Genomic DNA, 19204 nt, shown 5'->3' with positions numbered 1-19204 from the left:
AGGTCGCGGGGTGGGACAGATTGATGACCTCGCGAACCGTTACGTCGACGAGTGGGCGCCACTCAACCCGACCGGCGCCACGTCCATCGGCGTGCCCGGCTACGACGACCAGCTCGACGATCTCTCCCCGGAGGGCTTCGGCGCCCAGGCGGAGCTGATCCGGCGGACGCTGGTCGAGCTGGATCCGCTCGAACCGGAGACCGAGCGCGAACTGGTCGCCAAGGAGGCGATGCAGGAGCGGCTCGGACTCGATCTCGAACGCTACGACTCCGGCGACGTGGCGAGCGACATCAACGTCATCGCGAGCGCGGTGCACGGGCTGCGCATGATCTTCGACCTCATGCCGACCGAGGGCGAGGCGGCGGTCGCCAACATCTCGGCCCGGCTCGGCGGCTTCCCGCGGGCGATCGAGCAGTACCAGCAGTCGCTGCTGGCCGAGGCGGCCCGGGGCAACGTCAGCGCCCGCGCCCAGATGCTCGAGGTCGCGGAGCAGTGCACGATCTGGACCGACCCGGCCCGGGACAACTTCTTCGGCGGTCTCGCGTCGCGCCTGACCGCCTCGGGCGCCTTGCGCGCGGAGCTGACCCGCAACGCCGAGGCCGCGGCCGCCGCGACCCAGGGCTTCGCCCAATTCCTGCGTACGGAACTCGCCCCGCTCGGCCGCGAGAAAGAGGCGGCCGGCCGGGAGCGTTACGAGCGCGCCTCGCAGTACTTCCTCGGCGCCCGCGTCGACCTCGACGAGACGTACGCGTGGGGCTTCGAGGAGCTCGCCCGGCTCGAGGCGGAGATGCGCACGGTCGCCGCCGAGATCGCCGGCTCCGGCGCCACTGTGGACCGGGCCGTCGAGGTGCTCGACGCCGACCCCGCCCGGACGGTCGCCGGCAAGGAGGCCTTCCGCGAGTGGATGCAGGCCACCGCCGACAAGGCCATCGCCGAGCTGAACGGCACCCACTTCGACATCCCGCTGCCGATCCGCACGGTCGAGGCGTGCCTGGCGCCGACCAGCGACGGCGGCATCTACTACACCGGCCCGAGCGAGGACTTCAGCCGGCCCGGCCGCATGTGGTGGGCGGTGCCCGAGGCGCAGACCACGTTCTCCACCTGGCGCGAGGCGTCGACGGTCTACCACGAGGGCGTCCCCGGTCACCACCTGCAGGTCGGCCAGGCCGTCTACGAGTCGGCGCTGCTCAACCGCTGGCAGCGGCTACTGTGCTGGTGCTCGGGGCACGGCGAGGGCTGGGCGCTCTACGCCGAGCGGCTCATGGACGACCTGGGCTTCCTGGCCGACCCGGGCGACAAGCTCGGCATGCTCGACGGCCAGGCCCTGCGCGCCACCCGGGTCATCGTCGACATCGGCATGCACCTGGAGCTGGAGATTCCGCGGGACAACCCGTTCGGCTTCCACCCGGGCGAGCGCTGGACGCCGGAGCTCGGCCTCGAGTTCCTGCGCCAGCACTGCCGGATGCACGACGACGTCCTGCGCTTCGAGTGGAAGCGCTACCTCGGCTGGGCCGGCCAGGCGCCCTCCTACAAGGTGGGCGAGCGCATCTGGCTGCAGGCCCGCGACGAGGTGAAGGCCCGCAAGGGCGCGGACTTCGACCTCAAGGCGTTCCATCGCGACGCGCTCAACCTCGGCGCCCTCGGCCTGGACCCGCTGCGCAAGGCCCTCGCCCGCCTCTGAGCGACGGGCCCAGCCGAGCGACGGGCTCGGCTAAGCGACGGGTTCAGCCGAGACGGGCTCAGCTGAACTGGGCGAATCGTGGCTGTGCGGCACCTTCGATCGTGGTGAAGGTGCCGCCGGCCGCGACCGCGCCCACCTCCGCCGACGCCGCCAGGGTCAGGACCCCCTCGACCCCGTTGGCGTCGGCGCGCCAGTCCTGCAGATGACCGTCGGCCGCCGAGAGCGACGCGATCTTCACGCGCCGGTCCGAGCCGTCGAGGCAGACCCCGCGATCACCGGTACGCGCGGTGCGGCACGCGTTGTCGAAATGCCCGCCGGCATAGACGCTGTCGCCGAGCGTGGCGACGGCCTGGGCGTCCCCGTCGAAGGTGGCCGTCCATCGCCTGCTGCCGCTCGGGGCGTACGCGTCGACGGTCCCGCCCCGGCCGCCGTTCGCCGTGTAGACGGCGTCCGGCGTGGCTGCGATCCCGAACACGATCACCGAGGCTCGCGGCCGGAAGGCGGAGACGATCGTGGCGGCGTCGGGGTGCAACGCGACCAGGCGGTCGTACCCGGGCAAGCCGTTGATCTGATGGAATCTGCCCCCGGCGTAGACCCGCCCGCCCGCCGCCGCCAGCGCCTCGACCTGGTCGTCGGCGCGGGGCCGCCAGCCGCTGTCGAGTTCCCCGGTGCCCAGGTCGAAGGCGGCCAGCCGGCTCCGCGCCCGCCCGTCGACCGCCGTGAAGGAGCCGCCGGCATAGAGCCGCCCGTGCGCCGCCACCAGCGCGTACGGCCGGCCGTCGACGCTGTGCCGGAAGGTCCGCGACAGCGTGCCGCTCCTGGCGTCGACCCGGGCGAGGCTGTCCCGCCGCTCCCCGTTGACGTAGCCGAAGTCACCGCCCAGATAGACCGACGAGCCGCTCACCGCGAGCGCCTTGACCCGGCCGTCCGCGGCCGGGGCCCACGGCAGCAAGGCCCCCGTGTACGCGTCGACGGCCGCCAGCCGGCTCCGCCGGACCGTCCGGCCCCGGACGACCGCCGCCGTGAAGTCGCCGCCGACATAGATGGTGCTGCCCGAGTAGACGGCGGTCAGCACAGCTCCGTTGAAGCCCGGCACGGAGTCCGAGGACTCGGCGGGCGCAGCCTGGGCGGGCGTCGCCAGCGTGCCGGTGAGCACGACGACGAGCGCCAGGATCTTGCTCCTGTACGTCACGCCCTGACCGTAACGGCGGCATTTGTGCAGGTATAGCCCTCGTACGGAGGGCCACCTGCCCGTGTGCGAGAGTGCCGACGTGAACGTCACTGTGCTCGGTCTCGGTCTCATCGGCGGCTCTCTGCTGCGGGCTCTCGCCGCCCGTGGGCACCGCGTGACCGGCTACGACGTCGACGGGTCAGCCGCTGCGGCCGCGGGCTTCCCGGTCGCCGGCACCATCCCCGCCGCACTCGCCGACGCCTCGGTCGCCGTCCTGGCCGTACCGTTGCCCGCGCTGGCCGGCGTGGGCGCCGAGCTCGCGGGCTTCCCGGGCATCGTCACCGATGTCACGTCCGTGAAGGGGCCGGCTCGGGCTGCGGTCGCGCACCCGCGGTTCGTCGGCGGTCACCCCATGGCGGGTACGGAGTCATCGGGCTTCGCCGCGTCCGACCCGCACCTCTTCGACGGCTGCGCCTGGGTGCTGTGCCTGGAGCCGGAGACCGATCTCGACGACTGGCTGACGCTCGCGGGGCTGATCACGTCGCTGGGCGCGCGCGTGGTGCCCGCCACCGCGGCCGAGCACGATCAGGCGGTCGCGCGGATCAGCCACGTGCCGCATCTGCTCGCCACGGCCCTGAGCGGGCTGCTGGAGGGGCAGGCGCAGGCGGCGACGCTTGCCGCCGGCTCCTTTCGCGACGGTACGCGGGTCGCGGCGACCCGCGCGGAGTTGATCGCCGCCATGTGCGGGGGCAACGCGGGCCCCACGGCGGAGAACCTGTCGACGGTCATCGGGGCGCTGTCGGCGTACCGGGACGCGCTGGGCGCCGAGGATCCGATCGCCGCGCTCACGCCGCTCTTGGAGCGTCCGGGGCTGTTGCGCCGGGAGTGGCCCGCGACGACGTTTTCGACGGTAGAGGTCGAGCCGGATCCGGCGGCTCTGCTGGCGCTCGGGCGGGCCGGCGGCTGGCTCACCGAAATCGGACCTGTTCTGGTCGGAAAGCGGCCGGAAACTGACCGCAGCGGTTCCTAGCCTGAGGGTCCACCTCTCGAGAGGAGACTCGTCATGCCCGGTCAGGTCGGCGCCATCAGCGATGAGCGCGAGGGTCTGCTCGCCTATCTCGCGCAGATGCGATACGTGTTGCGGCTCACCGCGTACGGGCTCAGCACCGAGCAGCTCCGAGCCACGCCGACCGCGAGCCCGTTGTCGGTCGGCGGGCTGATCAAGCACTGCGCGTCCACCGAGCGGGGCTGGATCGACACGGTCCGGCAACAGCCGCAGCCTGTCGACTATCAGGCGTACGCGGACAACTTCCGCCTCGCGGAGGGCGAGACGATCGAGGACGTCTTCGCCGAGTACGAGCGCGTGGCGGCGTACACGGAAAAGACCGTGAGCGAGATCGCCGACCTGGGCCAGGCGGTCCCCGTCGACCACTCGGTCCCGTGGAATCCGAAGGACATCGACGCGTGGTCGGTGCGGTGGGTCCTGCTGCACCTGATCCAGGAGACGGCCCGCCACGCGGGGCACGCCGACATCATCCGCGAGCAGTTCGACGGCGCTACCGCGTACCCGCTGATGGCCGCGGCCGAGGGCTGGCCGGAGACCGACTGGATGAAGCCTTGGCGGCCCTGATCACGCCTTGCAGTCGTGGCTCTTCTCCCAGGACTTGACCGTGGCCACCGGGCTCTTCTCGCCGCCCTTGCGCCACGACTCGAGATAGCTGTAGGGCCAGACGACGCCGCGGCGGACCTTCCAGTCGCCGGTCTTCGCGCACGGCGGGGAGATGCCGTAGTGCAGGTGGCAGACGCCGTTCGCGTTGCCGGTGTGGCCCACCTTGCCGAGCAGTTGCCCCGAGGTGACGCGCACCCCCGCCTCGATGCCGGACTGGATCTTGCTCAGGTGCGACCCGTAGTAGCGCACGCCGTCGTCACCGAGCAGCGACACCGCCAGCCCGCCGTTCAGGGGACCGTCGGGCTGGCCCTTCACGTAGGCGTCCTTGGTCGTGATCTCGAGCACCACGCCGCTGGTCGTGGCGACGACCGGCTCGCCGCAGTCGGCGAAGATGTCGGTCGCCTTGTACTTCGAGTGGGTCTCGTGCCAGTCGACGTTGTCGGACTTGACCGGGAACGTGTAGTTGACGCTCTCCGGCTTTTCCGTCGCTTTCGCGGAGGTCGCCGCCGGCTCCGGGCTGCTCGGCGCCGGCGTGGTTGCGGCCGGTGTCTCGCTCGGCGCCGGCGTCGCCGCCGAGGTCTCCGACGGCACGACGAACTGCGGCGTCGCGGTGGCCGACGAGCCGTCACCCTGCCCGCCGCAGGCGGCGAGCGAGAGGGCGGCGACGGTCACGACCGAGAGTTTTCGCAGGAGAAGCACCGCGCCATAGTGACAGAAGTCGGTCCGGGGCGCAGACCGGCGAAGCCTGGATAGGGTGGAACCGGCGAGGTCAGGCGGGCCTCGGCGGCGATCGGGAGGGCCAGCATGACCGAGGTGCCGGGGGGCTGGGGAAACACCGCGCCGGGCTGGCCGGGCGGTCCGCCGTCGCCCTTGTCATACCCTCCGCCTTTGCCGCCGCGGCCGGTCTACCGCGAGCCGCACCGCATCGCCGCGGGCCCGGTCATGGCCGGGATCGGCGCCGGCCTCCTGTGGTTCGTGCTCTTCGGCGCCCTGGCCCGCAGCCTCGCGACGTACGCGTGGTGGACCGTCGCCGCCGCGGTCACCGCCTGGCTCGTGTCCGTCTTCCTGGCAGTCCTCGGCGACCGCGGCGTGGCCGTCGGCGTGGCCCTGATCTCGGGCGTCGGCCTCTCGGTGGCCGCGGGCTTCGTGGCAGCGGACTGGATCGCCACCAACGACTGGCCCCTCTGGTGAGCGTCGTCACTCGTTAGCATGAGCCCCTTGCCCGCTTTGGCCGCCATTTGTCGGCGACAATGGGTACTCCCTTAGTGGCGGACCGAACATGCCCTTGACGAACGCCGGACGGCTGGGCAGTCTCGGCCTCATGGCCCACGTACCGCAGCGACTCGACCCGGATCGTCGTCGCCGCCGGCTCGAGCTCCTCGCCGCGCTCGCCGACGCGAAGTCGGCCCGCGAGCTGGCCCAGCCCCACCGCCTGCGCGGCGCCCGCCTCCGCGAGCTGATCGCCAACCGCCGCCGCCTGGCCGGCTGATCTTTCTTCACATCAGCACGGCGACCAGCACGCCGACGATGAAGCCGAGTGTCATCCCGCCGCCGGCCACGCTCAACGCCACGGTCGACCGCCGCTCACCCCGCGACTTGCCGACGGACGCCAGAATGATCGCGGCCGGCCCGAACACAATCGGCAGGAAAAGCACGGCAACGCAGCCGAGCACGATGGCCGCGATGCTGAACCCGTTGCCGGTCGCCCGCGCCGGCGCGAAAGCCCCATAGGGATTCATCGGGTCGTAGGCCGGAACCGCCTGATAGGGATACGCCTGCGCGACTCCCGGATACGCCTGCGCGGTCCCCGCGTATTGCTGCGCCGCCGGCGGCACGGCGTATCCGTACGGCTGCCCCGCGTACTGCTGCGCCCCCTCAGGCGCCCCATACCCATAGCCCGACGTTGCGGCATACCCATGGCTGGACGTCTCCGCCGGCGCGACATACCCGTAGCCCGGCGTCTCCGGCGGCGCGGCATACCCGTACGGCTGCGGCGTTCCACCCGCGGGCACGTAGATCCCCGAGCCGCCGCCCGCCACAGGACTCCCGCAAGCCCCGCACTGCCCCGCCGTAGCGGCTACCGCAGCCCCGCAGTTCGCACAAAACATGGTCTCTCCGCGCTCCTTCGATCAGCGGAGCACCCCATCGGCCCGCCCACCCCACCCCTGAGGCAAACGACGTGTGGCGATCGCCGTCCCACAACCCGCAGTTGCCGGTGCCGAGAGCCAGCGGCTTTCGATGATTCTGCCTGCGAGAACGGGAGCCGTTTGAAGCCGATTCTCAGCGCCGACCCGGGCCCGTCGGCCTGATCAATGTCGGTGAGTTTTGAGCGCCACCCCCTGTCAGTCACAGGTTCTGTCGGGGCATGACGCGCCGGTCGGGCTTTCAAGTGCAGGCGGGCGAGGGCGCGCGCTTGCACCACCGCGGTTACTCCCGGCAGCGCGACGGGGTCGGAGGCGTGTAGCTGGACCCGGAACCGCCGGCCGACCCAAACGCATCGGGCCGTCTCCACCCGCTGGCGAGAGAACCCGAGGACCTGAGCGACTGCGTTTTCACGTTGTCGTAGCGGATGGTGCCGGTAAGAACGCCGCCGCCCGGACACCCGCCCGCGAAACTTTGCGGATCGCCGCGAACAGTTCGACCTTCGACATTCGCGGCATCGGCGGACCTCCGACCCGACCCGGCGATGCTCCCACCGCCGACGGTGGCGCTGAAAACTCGCTGACATTGCATCCACCCGATCGGGCGGTGTTCCCGTAGCGCTCGATCTCAGTAACAAACACGAGGTCGCTGGCACAAACTTTGCTGATCATCGACGTCGACATGGCGATAGAGTCGGCCATTGTGTCGCTGTACTGGGATCCGACAACTGCCTTGACGCCCGACCAACGGGCGGAGTTCAAGGGCCGCTGGGACGACCTTCTCTGGCTCAACGTTCCCGGCCCGTTCTGGACAGGCTAGACGGACACCTGCTGGACCGGCCGGCTGCACGCCCCTGGTCATGTCCTCTACGGCGGCGAATACTTCACCGAGTTCGTATACCACCAGCCGCGTACGGCGAACGAGGTGAAAGCAATCGCCGAGGCCGCATGGGCGGACCCGTTCGGCGGTTACGGCTGCAACGGCGACGAGCGTTGGACCCCTGAGACCGTTCGCGCCTGGTGGCAAGAGCGAAACCGCGTTGCCGAACACCTCGAGCAGCAACACCAGCGGTGGGCCACGAGTGACCGCGCCGACGAGCAAGAGGCCGCAGCTGGCCTCCGAGACTTCGCGTCGTACTTGGACGGACCACTCCATGCCGACCTTCGGATCTACCTGTTCTGGTTGACAGAGCGTCGATCGCCCGACCCGAATGATCGACTACCGCCCTTGTAAGGCGATCTTCGCTACGGTCAACAACAGGAGCTACCGGAGTGGCGCTGAAACTCACCGGCACGGAGCCGCCGCGAAAACGAGCGGCGCTGAAAGTGACTGACAACCGACGCTCAAGCTGACCGGCGAAGCCATTTCGGACGCGTAACGAGATTGCGGTGGCGGCGAGGGATTTTCTGCGGCGGGCTCGTCCACGGCGGTGGGTGAAGTGATGGCGCGAACATCAGACTGAGAAACGCCCGGAGTTGCCGGGCGTATCCTCGTAAGCCGGCGACCGGCTCACCTCACCGGCCCGCGTACGAGTACGCCTCCGCCCGCCGCCGCGCGTACACCTTCGCCGCGTTGCCGTAGTATCCCCACGGGTACTCGGCCGGTGTGTCGCCGATCGCGTCGAAGTGCCACGCCGCCCCGGCCCAGTTGCCCGCGCCGAGGGCCACGATTGCGAACCACCCGTGGCTCCCCTGCGCCCCGAGCCCGCGCTCAAATCCTGGGTGCAGCACCGATTTCTCCGCCGCGGCGTGCACGTCGGCGATCACGTCCGGCCGCTTGAAGTATCCGTCGTCGCCGGACCGGAGGGCCCGCTCGAAGTGGGCGATGGGGATCATGGCGCCGAGCCGGCTGCCCGGGGGCATGGCGGCGACCGTCTCCCGGGCGAAGTCGAGCGCCGCGTCCTGGACGCCGCTCCACTTCTGGTGCAGCTGGTTGAGCAGGGTGAAGTGGGCCGGGCCGTGCCAGCGTTCGATGGCGGCCGCCTGCTCGAAGCGCCGCCGTGACTCCTCCAGGCCGAGTTGCCGGCCCATCGACGTGGTGATGAGCGCCGACCAGGCGAGCGCTTCCTTGGGGTCGCGGGCGAGGGCCGCGTCCAGGGCGTCCTCGGCCAGCTTGAGGCGGCGGAAGAAGGTGGCGAACTGCTCGCTGCTGACGTCTTTGGCCAGGCGGGCGGTGCGCGCCTCCCAGGCCCACTGGGTCATCGTGACGCCCTTGACGAGCTGGGCCGGGGCCGAGTCCGGCTCGGCGGCGATCCACTCGGCGATCCATGAGGGATTTCCGGCGGTGAGCAGCCCGAGGTACGTACTGCGCCGGTTGGTGTCGCCGGTGGCGGCGAGCAGGTCGCGCGTCGCCCGCCAATCTCCACTGCGGACTGCCGCTTGGAATGCTTGTGCCTCTTCGTCCCCAAAGGTTGGATCGAGCGTCGGCTTTTTCGTGAAAGGCCACATGGCGCAGGGATCTTAGGGTCCGGTAGTTTCCCCGCCACAAACACGGGGGAAGGAACACCGGAACCATGCTGCGCGCAGCCGCCTCGCTGGCGATGCTGATCGGTTTCTATGTCGTCGCTCTCGTCCAGCTCGCCGCCGTCTTGGCGCTCGCGATCTGGGTGGGCGTCGAGAGCACGGCCGCCATCGGATTCAAGCTCGGCCTCCCGCTCGTCATCGCGGTCGGCGCCACCTTCGCCGGGCTGTGGCGGGCGATCCGGGCCCGGCCCGAGCCGCCGCACGGCCTGATCGTGAGCCCGGCGGACGCGCCCGAGCTGTGGGCGGCGGTCCGGTCGCTGGCGGACGAGGTCGGCACCCGGATGCCCGACGAGATCCGGCTCGTTCCGGAGGTCAACGCGGCGGTGAACGAGGAGGGCAGGGCGCTGGGCCTGCTGGGCGGGCGGCGCCGGCTCTACCTGGGCCTGCCGCTGCTGACGGCGCTGAGCGTGGACCAGCTGCGCTCGGTGGTCGCCCACGAACTCGGGCACTACTCGGGCCGGCACACCAGTCTCGGCGCGGTCGCGTACCGGGGGCGCATCGCGATCGGGGTCACGCTCGGCCGGATCGGCAAGTGGAACCCGGTGGGCTGGGTGTTCCGCGGCTACTCGCGGCTCTACCTGCTCGTCGACAACGCCGCCTCCCGGCGTCAGGAGCGCGAGGCCGACCAGGCGTCCGTACGGGTGGCAGGCCCCGCCGCGGCCATGTCGGCCCTGCGGGAGATGCCGGTCCTGGACGCCGCGTGGGACTTCTTTTTCCAGCGGTACGTCGCCCCGGGCTGGGAGGCCGGCTACGCCCCGGACGACCTCTTCGGCGGCTTCGGACAGCTCGTGGCGGCCCGGCACGAGGAGCTCGCCGGGTTGCGCGAGCAGGAGCCGGAGCATGAGCGGTCGCGCTGGAGCACGCACCCGTCGATCGGGGAGCGCATCGCGATCATGCAGGCCGCCCCGCGTACGGACCACCCGGTGGACGACCGGCCCGCCGGAGCGCTGCTGCCGTCGCTGCGGGAGGCCGGCGTCGCCCTGCAGCGCGAAGTGGTGGCGGTGGAGAACCGGCAGGTGCTGCCCTGGCCGCAGTTCATCGCGGCGGCGACGACGGCGGGGTTGCAGAGCACGGCCGACCGCGTCTTCCGGTCGCTCGCCCGGCTCACCGGCGTCGAGGAGCCGGGCCTGGGCCCGCTGTTCGATCTCGTGGCGGCGGGGCGCCTGGGCGAGCTGGCGGAGGAGTTCCAGCCGAACGCCACGCGCAAGGAGGCCGCGGCGGCGTTCGCCGGGCGGATGGATCTGCTGCTGACCCTGACGGCGGTCCGCTCCGGCGTCGCCTTCTGGCAGATGTCGTGGTCGGAGCCGGTCAAGCTGGTCGACGCGCAGGGGGCGGAGCTGGACTTCGCCGAGATCGCGGCGCTGGCGGTGGATCCGGCCACGCTGGACGAGGCCCGGGCGCGGCTCGCGGAGCGGGGTGTGCGGATCGAGGCGGCGTCGTTCGTCGAGCGGGCGGCGACCGGCCGGGGCGCGAGCGTCATCGGTGCGCTGGCCAACGTGAGGGTCGACGGCGGCGAGTGCGATCTGGTCCTGCTGAACCGCGGCTTCGTTCTCGCCCCGGCGCCCGGCAAGAAGACGGACGACGGCGACAAGCGACTGCAGCAGCTGCTCGACCTCTACCAGCCCGAGGAGCTGGCCGCCCGCTTCCGCTTCGTGCCGTTCGAAGTGGTCCGGGGCGTGACGGTCACCAAGCGGAGCCCGATCCGGGCCGATCTGCGGCTTCACGACGGCACCGGGATCGCGCTGGAGGAGCGGTGGACCGGCGATCAGCTCGGCAAGAGCCGCGAGACGCTGCGCGAGGTGCTGGATCAGCTGGCCCGCCGAACCGAGAGTTGATGGGCGACTACTCCAAGTAATCGTGCGTCGAACGTGCCAATTTCCGCGGCGATCGACTGTCACGGATGAAGGAACCGGCTACGACCAGGAAACCCTTCCGGTCCATCGGCCGATCAGATGAGTCAACTCTGACCCTCGGGAAGGTCTCGGGTGAATTTTTCTCGGCTAGGGTGACCCCGTTCGGTGCGCCCGAGTGATTACTCAGAGTAATCATGGAACCGGTCCATACCGGGCGCATCGCGGAGGTTAAGGGCAATGTCAGTCTCGGTAGATCACCGTCGGCCGCAGGCCTTCACCGTCCTCGCAGCCGCGCTGACGGTGCTGATGCTCATGCCGGCCGCTGTTCTCTTCGCCCGCGTCCGCGCCGACGTCGCCGCTCAGCGCGACAGCACCCGGCTCGAGCAGCACGGCGTCGAGTACCTCACCGCCCTGTCGCCGCTCGTCAGCGCGCTCGCCGAGGCCCAGTCGGCCCGGCTGTCGGGGGTGAACGGCCCGTCCGAGGCGGTGGTCGCGGCCGTCAACGGGGTCGCGAACGTGGATCTGCGGCTCGGCGAGGAGCTGCGGACCACCGAGCGCTGGCGTGACCTGCGCAAACGGATCGACGCGCTGCCCAGTGCGTCCGGCGGGCCGCTGGCCGTCTTCCAGACCCACGTCGAGATCGCCGACCTGACCCTCGCGCTCTACGACGCCGTACGCACCAATGCCCGCCTGGTCCGCGACCCCGACAACGACCTCTCCCACCTGCAGCAGGCCGTCGCCGTGGACCTGCCCGCCACGGTGGTCGAAGTGAGCCGGATGGGCGACCTCAGCCGACTCGTCGCGGCGGCGAGCGCGGCCCAGCGCGAGCAGCTCAGCCCGCAGTTCGGGGCCGCGGTGCTCGCCGTCAACACGTACGTCGGCAGCCTCACCGACAATCTGCAGGCGGCGGTCGACGACACGAACAGCGGGACGCTGAGCGGCAACCTGGTGACGCCGCTCGACACCTTCCGGAAGGGCGTCGAGTCGCTGACCCGCGGCGCCAATCCCGGCGGTGCTCCCGACGCGTCCACCATGGCCACCGCGCAGAGCCAGCTGCAGGTGTCGCTGAGCAGCCTGGCCGGCATCACCGTACGGGAGATGGCGGGCCTGCTCGCCGCCCGGCTGGACCGGCTCGACAACCGGGCCCTCGAAGCGCTGGCCGCCGCCGCGGTCGCCGTGCTGCTGGCCCTCGGCGCGATCGCTCTGCCGTTTGTGCGGAGGCGTAAGCCGCCGGCGCCGGTAGAGGTCGTACCGGTCGATGTGGAGGGTCTCCACGACGAGACACGGGAGCGTACCGGTGCTCTTCGGTAGGTTGCGCATCCTCGGCAAGCTGACCCTGCTCGCCCTCGTGCCGCTGCTCGGCGTGGTCGCGCTGGCGATCCCCGTCGTGCTCAACCGGGTGGACGCCGCCCGCGACGCCCAGCGCACCTCCGACGTCGTCAACCTGGCCACCAGCGTCGGATCGGCGATCCAGGAGCTGCAGGAGGAGCGCCTGCTGTCGGTCGGCTACTTCTTCGGGCTGATCGAGCAGCCCGAGCTGGTCGTGCAGAGCGCCAAGGCGACCGACCGCGTCGTCGGGCTCGAGCATCTCGATCAGCCGCTGTCGGCCGAGCTGACCCGGGCCGTGGACAACCTGTCGGCGCTGAGCACCACCCGCGCCAAGGTGCTCGACCGAACGATCCAGCCGAACGCGATCGTCACCGACTTCAGCGCGGTCATCACGCCGATCATCGACGCGCTCGGACTGGCGGAGAACGCCGATCTGACGACGTCCGACGGCCGCCAGGTGTACGCCCTCGAGCAGGCCCTGCGCAGCGACGACCTGATCAGCCAGGCGTCGAGCCACCTCACCAGCGCGGTCGTGACGCGTAACAGCGGGCTGGTCGGGCTCTTCTCCACCACGCTCGTCCAGCTGCAGCTGATCATCACGAACGCGGAGCCGTACTTCACCGACAGCCAGTACAAGCTCTACCTGGGCGCCCAGCAGGCGTTCGCGTCCCGGGTCGGCCCGGAGTTCCTTCAGGAGGCGGTCACGTCGCCCGCCACGGCGGTCCGGGTGCTCGACATCAAGACGCTGTTCCCGTCGCTGCGCTCCGTCATCGTGCTCGGCGGATTCGTGGAGAAGCGGGTCGCGGCGGACGTGGACGCGGCCGTGCAGGAGAACAGGGACGCTGCCTTGCGTACGGGCGGCCTGGTCGGCGGCGGCGCACTGGCCCTGCTCCTCGTGGTCGTCGCCCTCTCCCTGCTGATGGCCCGCGCGGTCGCCCAGCCGCTGCGCCGCCTCACCGGGTCGGCGGACCGCATCGCCCGGGCCGCCGAGGCCGAGCTCGAGCGGGTGGCGGACGACGACGCCGAGACGGTACGTCCCATCCGGCTGGACCCCGTCGACGTGGCGGCCCAGGACGAGATCGGCGACCTGGCGCGCGCCTTCGACCGGGTGCAGACCACGGCCGTACGCCTGGTGGAGCGGCAGGTGCTCGGCCGGCGCAACGTGGCCCAGATGTTCGGGCACGTCGGCCGGCGCACGCAGAACCTGGTCGGCCGGCAGCTCGCCCTGATCGACAACCTCGAGCGGCGCGAGACCGACTCCGAGCGGCTGCGCGAGCTTTACCGGCTCGACCACATGTCCAGCCGCCTGCGCCGCAACGCGAGCTCGCTGGTCGTCCTCTCCGGTGGCGCCGGGGCGAACGACCACGTGGCCCCGCTGCCGCTCTCCGACGTCGTCCGGCTGGCGCTGGGCGAGATCGAGGACTACACGCGGGTGGACGTGGAGGTGCCCGAGGAGATCGTGGTCGTCCCCGCGGTCCTCGCCGACCTCACACTGCTGCTGGCCGAGCTGATGGAGAACGCGACCTCCTTCTCCCCGCCGCACACCCGCGTGACCGTGACGGCCGACGAGGACCGCTCGGGGGCGCTGCTGTCGATCGTCGACCACGGTCTCGGCCTGGCCGAGGAGCGGATGGCCGAGGAAAACGCCCGGCTGACCCGGCGCGAGCGGCTCGACCTGGCGCCCTCCGAGGTGCTCGGGCTCTTCGTCGTCGGCCGGCTCGCCCGGCGGCACGGCATCGAGGTGATGCTGGCGGACACGGACGGCGGCGGCGTGACCGTGCGGGTCCAGCTGCTGCCGGAGCATCTCGTGGCCCGGCAGCCGTTGCACGCGACCGTGCCCGGGCAGCACAGCGAGTTCGCGCCGCTGCTCGCCGGGGGATCGTTGCGCTCGGCGCCCGGCAGCGCGATGCCGTTCGACCCGTCCGTGCTCGGCCGGGCCACCCGGGCGCTCGAGGCCTCCCAGCCCTGGAACGCGTTCGCGCTGCGCAGCACGGTGCCGCAGCTGGAGGGCACGCCGGTGGTCACCCTGCCGGAGCTGCCCTCGGCCGGTCGGCCCGTGCTCGAGGGACCGGTCGTCCTGGCGCCGGCGCCGACTTCGCCCGCACCCTCGGGGCTGCGCCGGCGCGTGCCCGGCAGCCAGCTTCCCGTCGAGGCAGGGCTCCGGCTGCCCGCTGCCCCGCCCACCCCGGACGACGCGCTCGCCGCCCGGGAGGCCTTCGACGCCTTCGAGGCCGGCGTCACCCGGGCGCACTGGGACGTCGTCGAGGAGGACATGGCCGCGCCGCCGGCCGTGGGTCACCCGCCGCTCTCCCGGCGCGTGCCCGGCGCGACCCTGCCGGCCGACGGCGCCCCGCGCGCCCCGAGACCTGTCGCACCCGCCCAGCCGCTCGACGCCGACGCGGCCCGGGCCCTGATGGAGCAGTTCGAGCTCGGCGTCGCCCGCGCTCTGCACGAGACCCAGCCACAACCCTGAGGGACTGACCGCGATGACTTCCCCCTTCTCCACCGACGCCCCCCACGGCTTCGCGCAGTCGCAGCTGAGCCAGGAGGCGAAGACCTTCAACTGGCTGCTGGACTCGTTCACGTCCGGCACCGCCGGGGTCCGCGAGGCCATCGCGGTCTCGTCGGACGGCCTGCTCATGGCCATGTCGGCGATCAAGGACCGGCCCAACGCCGAGCGGCTCGCCGCGGTGGTGTCCGGGCTCACCAGCCTCGCCGGCGGCGCCGCCAGCTGGTACTCGCTCGGCAGCCTCAACCGCGTGATCATCGACATGGCCGACGGCTATCTGCTGGTCACCGCGATCAGTGCCGGGTCGGTGCTCGGCGTGGTGGCCGACCGCTCCGCGAACCTGGGCACGCTCGCGTACGAGATGACGCTCTTCGCGAACCGGGCCGGCGGCGCCCTGAGCCCGCGGCTCATCGCAGAGTTGAAGAACGCCGTCCAGCAATGAGCACGGACCCGGAGATACCCGGGGTCCGGCCGTTCCTCCGGGGGCCCGCGCCGGCGAGTCCCCCGGAGACCGGGCCGGACGCGGCCGCGGTGCTGCGGCCGTTCGTCATCACCTCCGGGCGCACGGCCGCCGCCGACCCCAGCATCGGGCTGGAGACCCAGGTCAGCACGATGCCCGGGGTGTCGCCGGACCGGCTCTCGCCCGAACGGCGGGCCATCGTGCAGCTCTGCCGCGAGCCGCTCTCGGTGGCGGAGATCTCGGCGCGGCTGCGGCTGCACTTCGGGGTCGCCCGGATCCTGGTCGGCGACCTGCGGGCGACCGGCCACCTCGACGTGCACGTCATGGACGACGAATTCCCCGACCCCGACACCATCCTGCGAGTGATCAGTGGACTACGCGCCCTCTCCTGACAGCCACGCGCGGGCTGCCACGGCCGCACCGCCGGTGCCGGTCAAGATAATCGTGGCCGGCGGCTTCGGCGTCGGGAAGACGACCACGGTCGGAGCCATCTCGGAGATCGCCCCGCTGACGACCGAGGCCGAGATGACCATGGAGTCGGTCGGCGTCGACGACCCGGGCGGCACGGGCAAGACGACCACCACCATCGCCATGGACTTCGGCTGCGTCACCATCGATCACACCCTCAAGCTCTACCTTTTCGGTACGCCCGGCCAGTCCCGCTTCGCATTCATGTGGGACGACCTCATCCGCGGCGCCCTCGGTGCCCTGGTCGTGGTGGATACGTCCCGGATCGACGACTGTTATCCGGCGGTGGACTATTTCGAGCGCGCCGGGCTTCCGTTCGCCGTGGGCGTCAACACCTTCAACGGTCAGCTCGGCTACAACCTGGACGAGGTGCGCTGGGCCCTCGCTGTGCGTGACGACGTGCCCATCGTTCCGTTCGACGCCCGATTCCGCGGATCCGTGAGAGATGCCCTGCTCGTAGTGCTTGACCAGGCCCTGCACAAGGCCGTACGCATGCGGCAGTCGTAAGGTGTGCGCGGAGTCGCTCCGTGACCGGTTCCCAAACCGTCGATGAGCGGGCACAGTGGTACGGGCTACCGCGTGGACGGGAGGACGATGCCGTGCGAGGCGGACTGGATGACGCTCTCGACAGGCTGGCGCGCCGCGACCAGCTGCGCCGGCGCGCGACCGGGGAGGAGCCGGGCACCCCGCCGGCCGTGACCGAGCTGGTCGAGGCGATCGCCGCGGTCGTGGGCCGCCACCCCGAGCTGGCCGTGACCGTGGGCGTCGAGGGCGCCGGCGACCCGACGCTCTTCCACTTCGCCGTGGAGGAGGGCATCGTGCAGGTCAGCGCCGACACCACGGTCGCCCGCCGCGCCGACGAGCCGCCGGCCGACTACATCGACGTCGACCCGGACGAGCCCCACACGCCGCCGCACGACTACGTCTTCGAGCAGCCCACCAACGGCCACGGCTATCCGGCCTACGAGCAGGCGCCGCAGCCGCATCCCTTCGCGGCCACCCCGCCGCCCGAGGTCCCGGTCCAGACGTCGCCGGCGGCCGCCTACGACGCCCAGACCTCGCCCGCCGGGTTCGACGCCCACACCAACGGCTTCGGCGCGCAGACGAACGGCTTCGGCGCGCAGCACCACGACTTCGCGGCGTCGCAGCACGTCCCCGACGAGCAGCCGGGCATGCCGCCGCCGCTGGCCGAGCCCATCCCGCTGCGCATCGACGAGCAGGAGACCGAGCAGGCCGCCCGCCGCATCGCCGCCCTCCTCCGCGAGGACCCGTCCCTGCTCCGCTCCCCGGAGTAGGCCCCGGTGCAAGGCCCGGAGCAGGCCCGGAGCAAGGACCAGAGCAGGCCCGGAGCAAGGCCCGGAGTAGGCCCGGAGTAAGGACCAGAGCAGGCCCCGGAGACACGAACGCCACCCCGTTGAGGCGGGGTGGCGTTTTCCGTGCGGGGAAGTCAGTCGTCGGTCAGGGCCAGGGTGTCGGGCAGGTCGAGCAGCACCTCTTTGCGCTCGGCGTCCTTCGTCAGCTCGGCGAGCTCCTCGATGAAGTCGACCAGGTCGTCGCGCTCGTCGTCGGTCAGGTCCTCGAGCGTCGTGGCCAGGTCGTCGAGCAGCGACGTGGCCGTCGCGGAGTCGATCTCGTCGTCGCTCGTGAGTTCGATCGACACCGCCAGGTCGATCAGGGCTCGCATGAGGGTCCGGTTCACGCGTGCAGCATAGACCTCACGCAGAGTTACCGGCAGTGATCGCGGCGCCACGAACCGCCGCGCCTCCCCGAAGTCACTGAAAGTCACCATCAACTCGCCATCCGCAGCAGACGTCCGGCGGCGAAAATCGGTGGCATTGCGCCCGATTTGGCCGCATCCGAGCCGCCTGAGATGTCTGGCATGGGCCGATCGGCCACATCGACCCAGACCTCCGTTCGCCGCCCTTGTGTCACGCTCAGTGAGACCTTAATGTCCTAATACGCCCGGCACCGCGGCAAACGCGCCGGGCCACAGGAAACGGTGAGTGACGAAGGGAGGCAGGCATGACCGCCTCGCACAGCTGGTACCTCGTGGTCGCCGGATATGCCTTCCTGCTGGCCTGGCCGGTCTCGACGATCGCCCTCGTCAGCTTCGCCGTCCGTTACATCGCGTCGCACCGCAAGGCGCTCGTCGACCACCAGCTCGCCCAGGGCGACGGCACGCCGGAGCACTTCTGGATCATCGTGCCGGCGCTCAACGAAGAGGTCGTCGTCGCCAACACGGTCAACGCCGCGCTCACCCTCGGCGGCCCCGGCGGCACGCTGGCCCGGGTGCTCGTGGTCGACGACGGCTCGGACGACCGCACGCCCGAGGTGCTGGCCGCGATCGAGCACCCCCGGCTGCTGGTGCTGCGCCGGGAGCTGCCGGAGGCCCGCAAGGGCAAGGGCGAGGCGCTCAACGCCGCGTACCGCTACATCGCGCAGCGCACCGCCGAGGCCGGCATCAGCCCGGAGAAGGTGGTCGTCGGCATCATCGACGGCGACGGGCAGGGCAGCGGCAACATCCTGCTCGAGGTCTCCCGGATGATGCGCGACCCGGGCATCGGCGCCGTGCAGGTGCAGGTCCGCATCCGCAACCGCGACAAGCTCCTCGGCGCGGTGCAGGATCTGGAGTTCGGCGCGATCGTCAACGCCTGCCAGAGCCTGCGCGACGTCATCGACACCGTCGGGCTCGGCGGCAACGGGCAGTTCACCCGCCTCTCCGCGCTCCTCGGCCTCGGCGACTCCCCCTGGTCGGCGTGCCTGGTCGAGGATCTCGAACTCGGCCTGCGGCTGCACCTGGGCGGCATCGGCATCCGCTACACCGCGCGGGCGTCGGTCACCCAGCAGGCCGTCGTCGACCTGCGCCGGCTCACCCGCCAGCGCACCCGCTGGGCGCAGGGCAACCTGCAGTGCGCGACCTACCTGCGCCGCCTCGCGAGCTCCCAGCGGATCGGCGTCACCTCGCTGCTGGAGATGGTCCACTACCTGGTCTCCCCGTGGCTCAACGCCGTGGTGACCGTGGTCCTGGCGGCGGGCGTGCTCGCCGGCTCGGCCGGCCTGCTCCTGGGCCACCCGTTCCCGTACCTGAAGTCCTGGATGGACCTCGCCTACGCCGGCGAGATCTGGGCCGCCGTCACGCTTTTCCCGGGTTTCGTCTGGGCGCTGGTGCACCGCTACCGGCTCCGCGACGAGACGCTGCGCCGGCTCTTCACCGCCGCCGTCGCCTACCCGGTGTTCCTGCTCCTCGGCCTGGTCGCCACCTACCGCGCCATCGCCCGCCAGGCGACCGGCCGGCAGACCTGGGCCAAGACCGAGCGCCTCAGCGAAGACCCGATCGAGGCTCCCTCCGCCGATCTCGTCCTCGCAGCTTAAAAATCCCCCCGAACACAAAGGTCCCCCC

At 71.4% G+C, this 19204-nt stretch carries 19 protein-coding genes; 14 read left to right on the top strand and 5 right to left on the bottom strand.

The window, feature by feature from the left end; all coding sequences use genetic code 11:
- Nucleotides 1-10: 10 nt before the first annotated feature.
- Entirely contained in the window at nucleotides 11-1681 is a 1671-nt protein-coding gene (locus RAN62_RS26080) for a DUF885 domain-containing protein (RefSeq protein ID WP_305787404.1), read from the top strand.
- Between the two features lie 58 nt (nucleotides 1682-1739).
- On the opposite strand, the gene RAN62_RS26075 is transcribed toward RAN62_RS26080, so the two are convergent.
- Nucleotides 1740-2873 carry an NHL repeat-containing protein gene (locus tag RAN62_RS26075; protein ID WP_305787403.1) on the bottom strand — a complete coding sequence of 378 codons (1134 nt, stop codon included), beginning with the start codon at nucleotides 2871-2873 and terminating at the stop codon, nucleotides 1740-1742.
- Nucleotides 2874-2952: 79 nt separating this feature from the next.
- On the opposite strand from RAN62_RS26075, the gene RAN62_RS26070 reads away from it, so the two are divergent.
- Nucleotides 2953-3882 (top strand): prephenate dehydrogenase, encoded by a 930-nt coding sequence (locus RAN62_RS26070; protein ID WP_305787402.1) that lies wholly within the window; start codon nucleotides 2953-2955, stop codon nucleotides 3880-3882.
- Between the two features lie 33 nt (nucleotides 3883-3915).
- A complete protein-coding gene (locus RAN62_RS26065; protein WP_305787401.1) occupies nucleotides 3916-4482 on the top strand; it encodes a DinB family protein in 567 nt (188 codons plus the stop codon).
- Here RAN62_RS26065 and RAN62_RS26060 read toward each other — a convergent pair whose 3' ends face one another.
- On the bottom strand, nucleotides 4483-5220 hold the full coding sequence (locus RAN62_RS26060) for a M23 family metallopeptidase (protein ID WP_305787400.1): 738 nt from the start codon (nucleotides 5218-5220) through the stop codon (nucleotides 4483-4485). It lies immediately after the preceding gene.
- Nucleotides 5221-5409: 189 nt separating this feature from the next.
- Between RAN62_RS26060 and RAN62_RS26055 the strand changes: the two genes are divergently transcribed.
- Both RAN62_RS26055 and RAN62_RS26050 read left to right on the top strand, forming a co-directional pair.
- A complete protein-coding gene (locus tag RAN62_RS26055; RefSeq protein WP_305787399.1) occupies nucleotides 5410-5712 on the top strand; it encodes a hypothetical protein in 303 nt (100 codons plus the stop codon).
- 88 nt (nucleotides 5713-5800) lie between these two features.
- A complete protein-coding gene (locus tag RAN62_RS26050; RefSeq protein WP_305787398.1) occupies nucleotides 5801-6010 on the top strand; it encodes a hypothetical protein in 210 nt (69 codons plus the stop codon).
- A 7-nt stretch (nucleotides 6011-6017) separates the two neighbouring features.
- Here the strand turns inward: RAN62_RS26050 and RAN62_RS26045 are convergent, their stop codons facing one another.
- Entirely contained in the window at nucleotides 6018-6356 is a 339-nt protein-coding gene (locus RAN62_RS26045) for a hypothetical protein (protein ID WP_305787397.1), read from the bottom strand.
- Nucleotides 6357-7323: 967 nt separating this feature from the next.
- On the opposite strand from RAN62_RS26045, the gene RAN62_RS26040 reads away from it, so the two are divergent.
- Nucleotides 7324-7482 carry a hypothetical protein gene (locus RAN62_RS26040; protein WP_305787396.1) on the top strand — a complete coding sequence of 53 codons (159 nt, stop codon included), beginning with the start codon at nucleotides 7324-7326 and terminating at the stop codon, nucleotides 7480-7482.
- A gap of 695 nt (nucleotides 7483-8177) precedes the next feature.
- Here the strand turns inward: RAN62_RS26040 and RAN62_RS26035 are convergent.
- Nucleotides 8178-9110, bottom strand: a complete 933-nt coding sequence (locus RAN62_RS26035; RefSeq protein WP_305787395.1) for a DUF4034 domain-containing protein — start codon at nucleotides 9108-9110, stop codon at nucleotides 8178-8180.
- Between the two features lie 65 nt (nucleotides 9111-9175).
- Here RAN62_RS26035 and RAN62_RS26030 point away from each other — a divergent pair, with 65 nt between their 5' ends.
- The 7 genes from RAN62_RS26030 (at nucleotide 9176) to RAN62_RS26000 (ending at nucleotide 17099) form a co-directional block, all read left to right on the top strand.
- On the top strand, nucleotides 9176-11020 hold the full coding sequence (locus RAN62_RS26030) for a M48 family metallopeptidase (protein WP_305787394.1): 1845 nt from the start codon (nucleotides 9176-9178) through the stop codon (nucleotides 11018-11020).
- Between the two features lie 255 nt (nucleotides 11021-11275).
- Nucleotides 11276-12349 carry a hypothetical protein gene (locus RAN62_RS26025; protein WP_305787393.1) on the top strand — a complete coding sequence of 358 codons (1074 nt, stop codon included), beginning with the start codon at nucleotides 11276-11278 and terminating at the stop codon, nucleotides 12347-12349.
- Entirely contained in the window at nucleotides 12336-14840 is a 2505-nt protein-coding gene (locus RAN62_RS26020; protein WP_305787392.1) for a sensor histidine kinase, read from the top strand. The genes RAN62_RS26025 and RAN62_RS26020 overlap by 14 nt, the downstream gene beginning before the upstream one ends.
- A 13-nt stretch (nucleotides 14841-14853) precedes the next feature.
- Nucleotides 14854-15318, top strand: coding sequence for a roadblock/LC7 domain-containing protein (locus tag RAN62_RS26015; RefSeq protein WP_305787391.1), 465 nt, complete (start codon nucleotides 14854-14856; stop codon nucleotides 15316-15318).
- Nucleotides 15315-15728 carry a DUF742 domain-containing protein gene (locus tag RAN62_RS26010; RefSeq protein ID WP_305787390.1) on the top strand — a complete coding sequence of 138 codons (414 nt, stop codon included), beginning with the start codon at nucleotides 15315-15317 and terminating at the stop codon, nucleotides 15726-15728. The genes RAN62_RS26015 and RAN62_RS26010 overlap by 4 nt, the downstream gene beginning before the upstream one ends.
- A gap of 34 nt (nucleotides 15729-15762) precedes the next feature.
- Complete coding sequence (locus RAN62_RS26005; protein WP_438874546.1) at nucleotides 15763-16311, top strand: GTP-binding protein; 549 nt, start codon at nucleotides 15763-15765, stop codon at nucleotides 16309-16311.
- Nucleotides 16312-16403: 92 nt separating this feature from the next.
- A complete protein-coding gene (locus RAN62_RS26000) occupies nucleotides 16404-17099 on the top strand; it encodes a hypothetical protein (RefSeq protein ID WP_305787388.1) in 696 nt (231 codons plus the stop codon).
- A 152-nt stretch (nucleotides 17100-17251) separates the two neighbouring features.
- Here RAN62_RS26000 and RAN62_RS25995 read toward each other — a convergent pair whose 3' ends face one another.
- A complete protein-coding gene (locus RAN62_RS25995; RefSeq protein WP_305787387.1) occupies nucleotides 17252-17503 on the bottom strand; it encodes a hypothetical protein in 252 nt (83 codons plus the stop codon).
- Between the two features lie 323 nt (nucleotides 17504-17826).
- Between RAN62_RS25995 and RAN62_RS25990 the strand changes: the two genes are divergently transcribed.
- Nucleotides 17827-19176, top strand: coding sequence for a glycosyltransferase (locus RAN62_RS25990; protein ID WP_305787386.1), 1350 nt, complete (start codon nucleotides 17827-17829; stop codon nucleotides 19174-19176).
- The last annotated feature ends 28 nt before the right edge of the window (nucleotides 19177-19204 follow it).

Origin of the sequence: Symbioplanes lichenis, from assembly GCF_030709675.1 — a bacterium.
Taxonomy (GTDB): Bacteria; Actinomycetota; Actinomycetes; order Mycobacteriales; family Micromonosporaceae; genus Actinoplanes; species Actinoplanes lichenis.
Note: the sequence above shows the minus strand (reverse complement) of the source record. Positions and strands in the feature narration are given on the sequence as shown.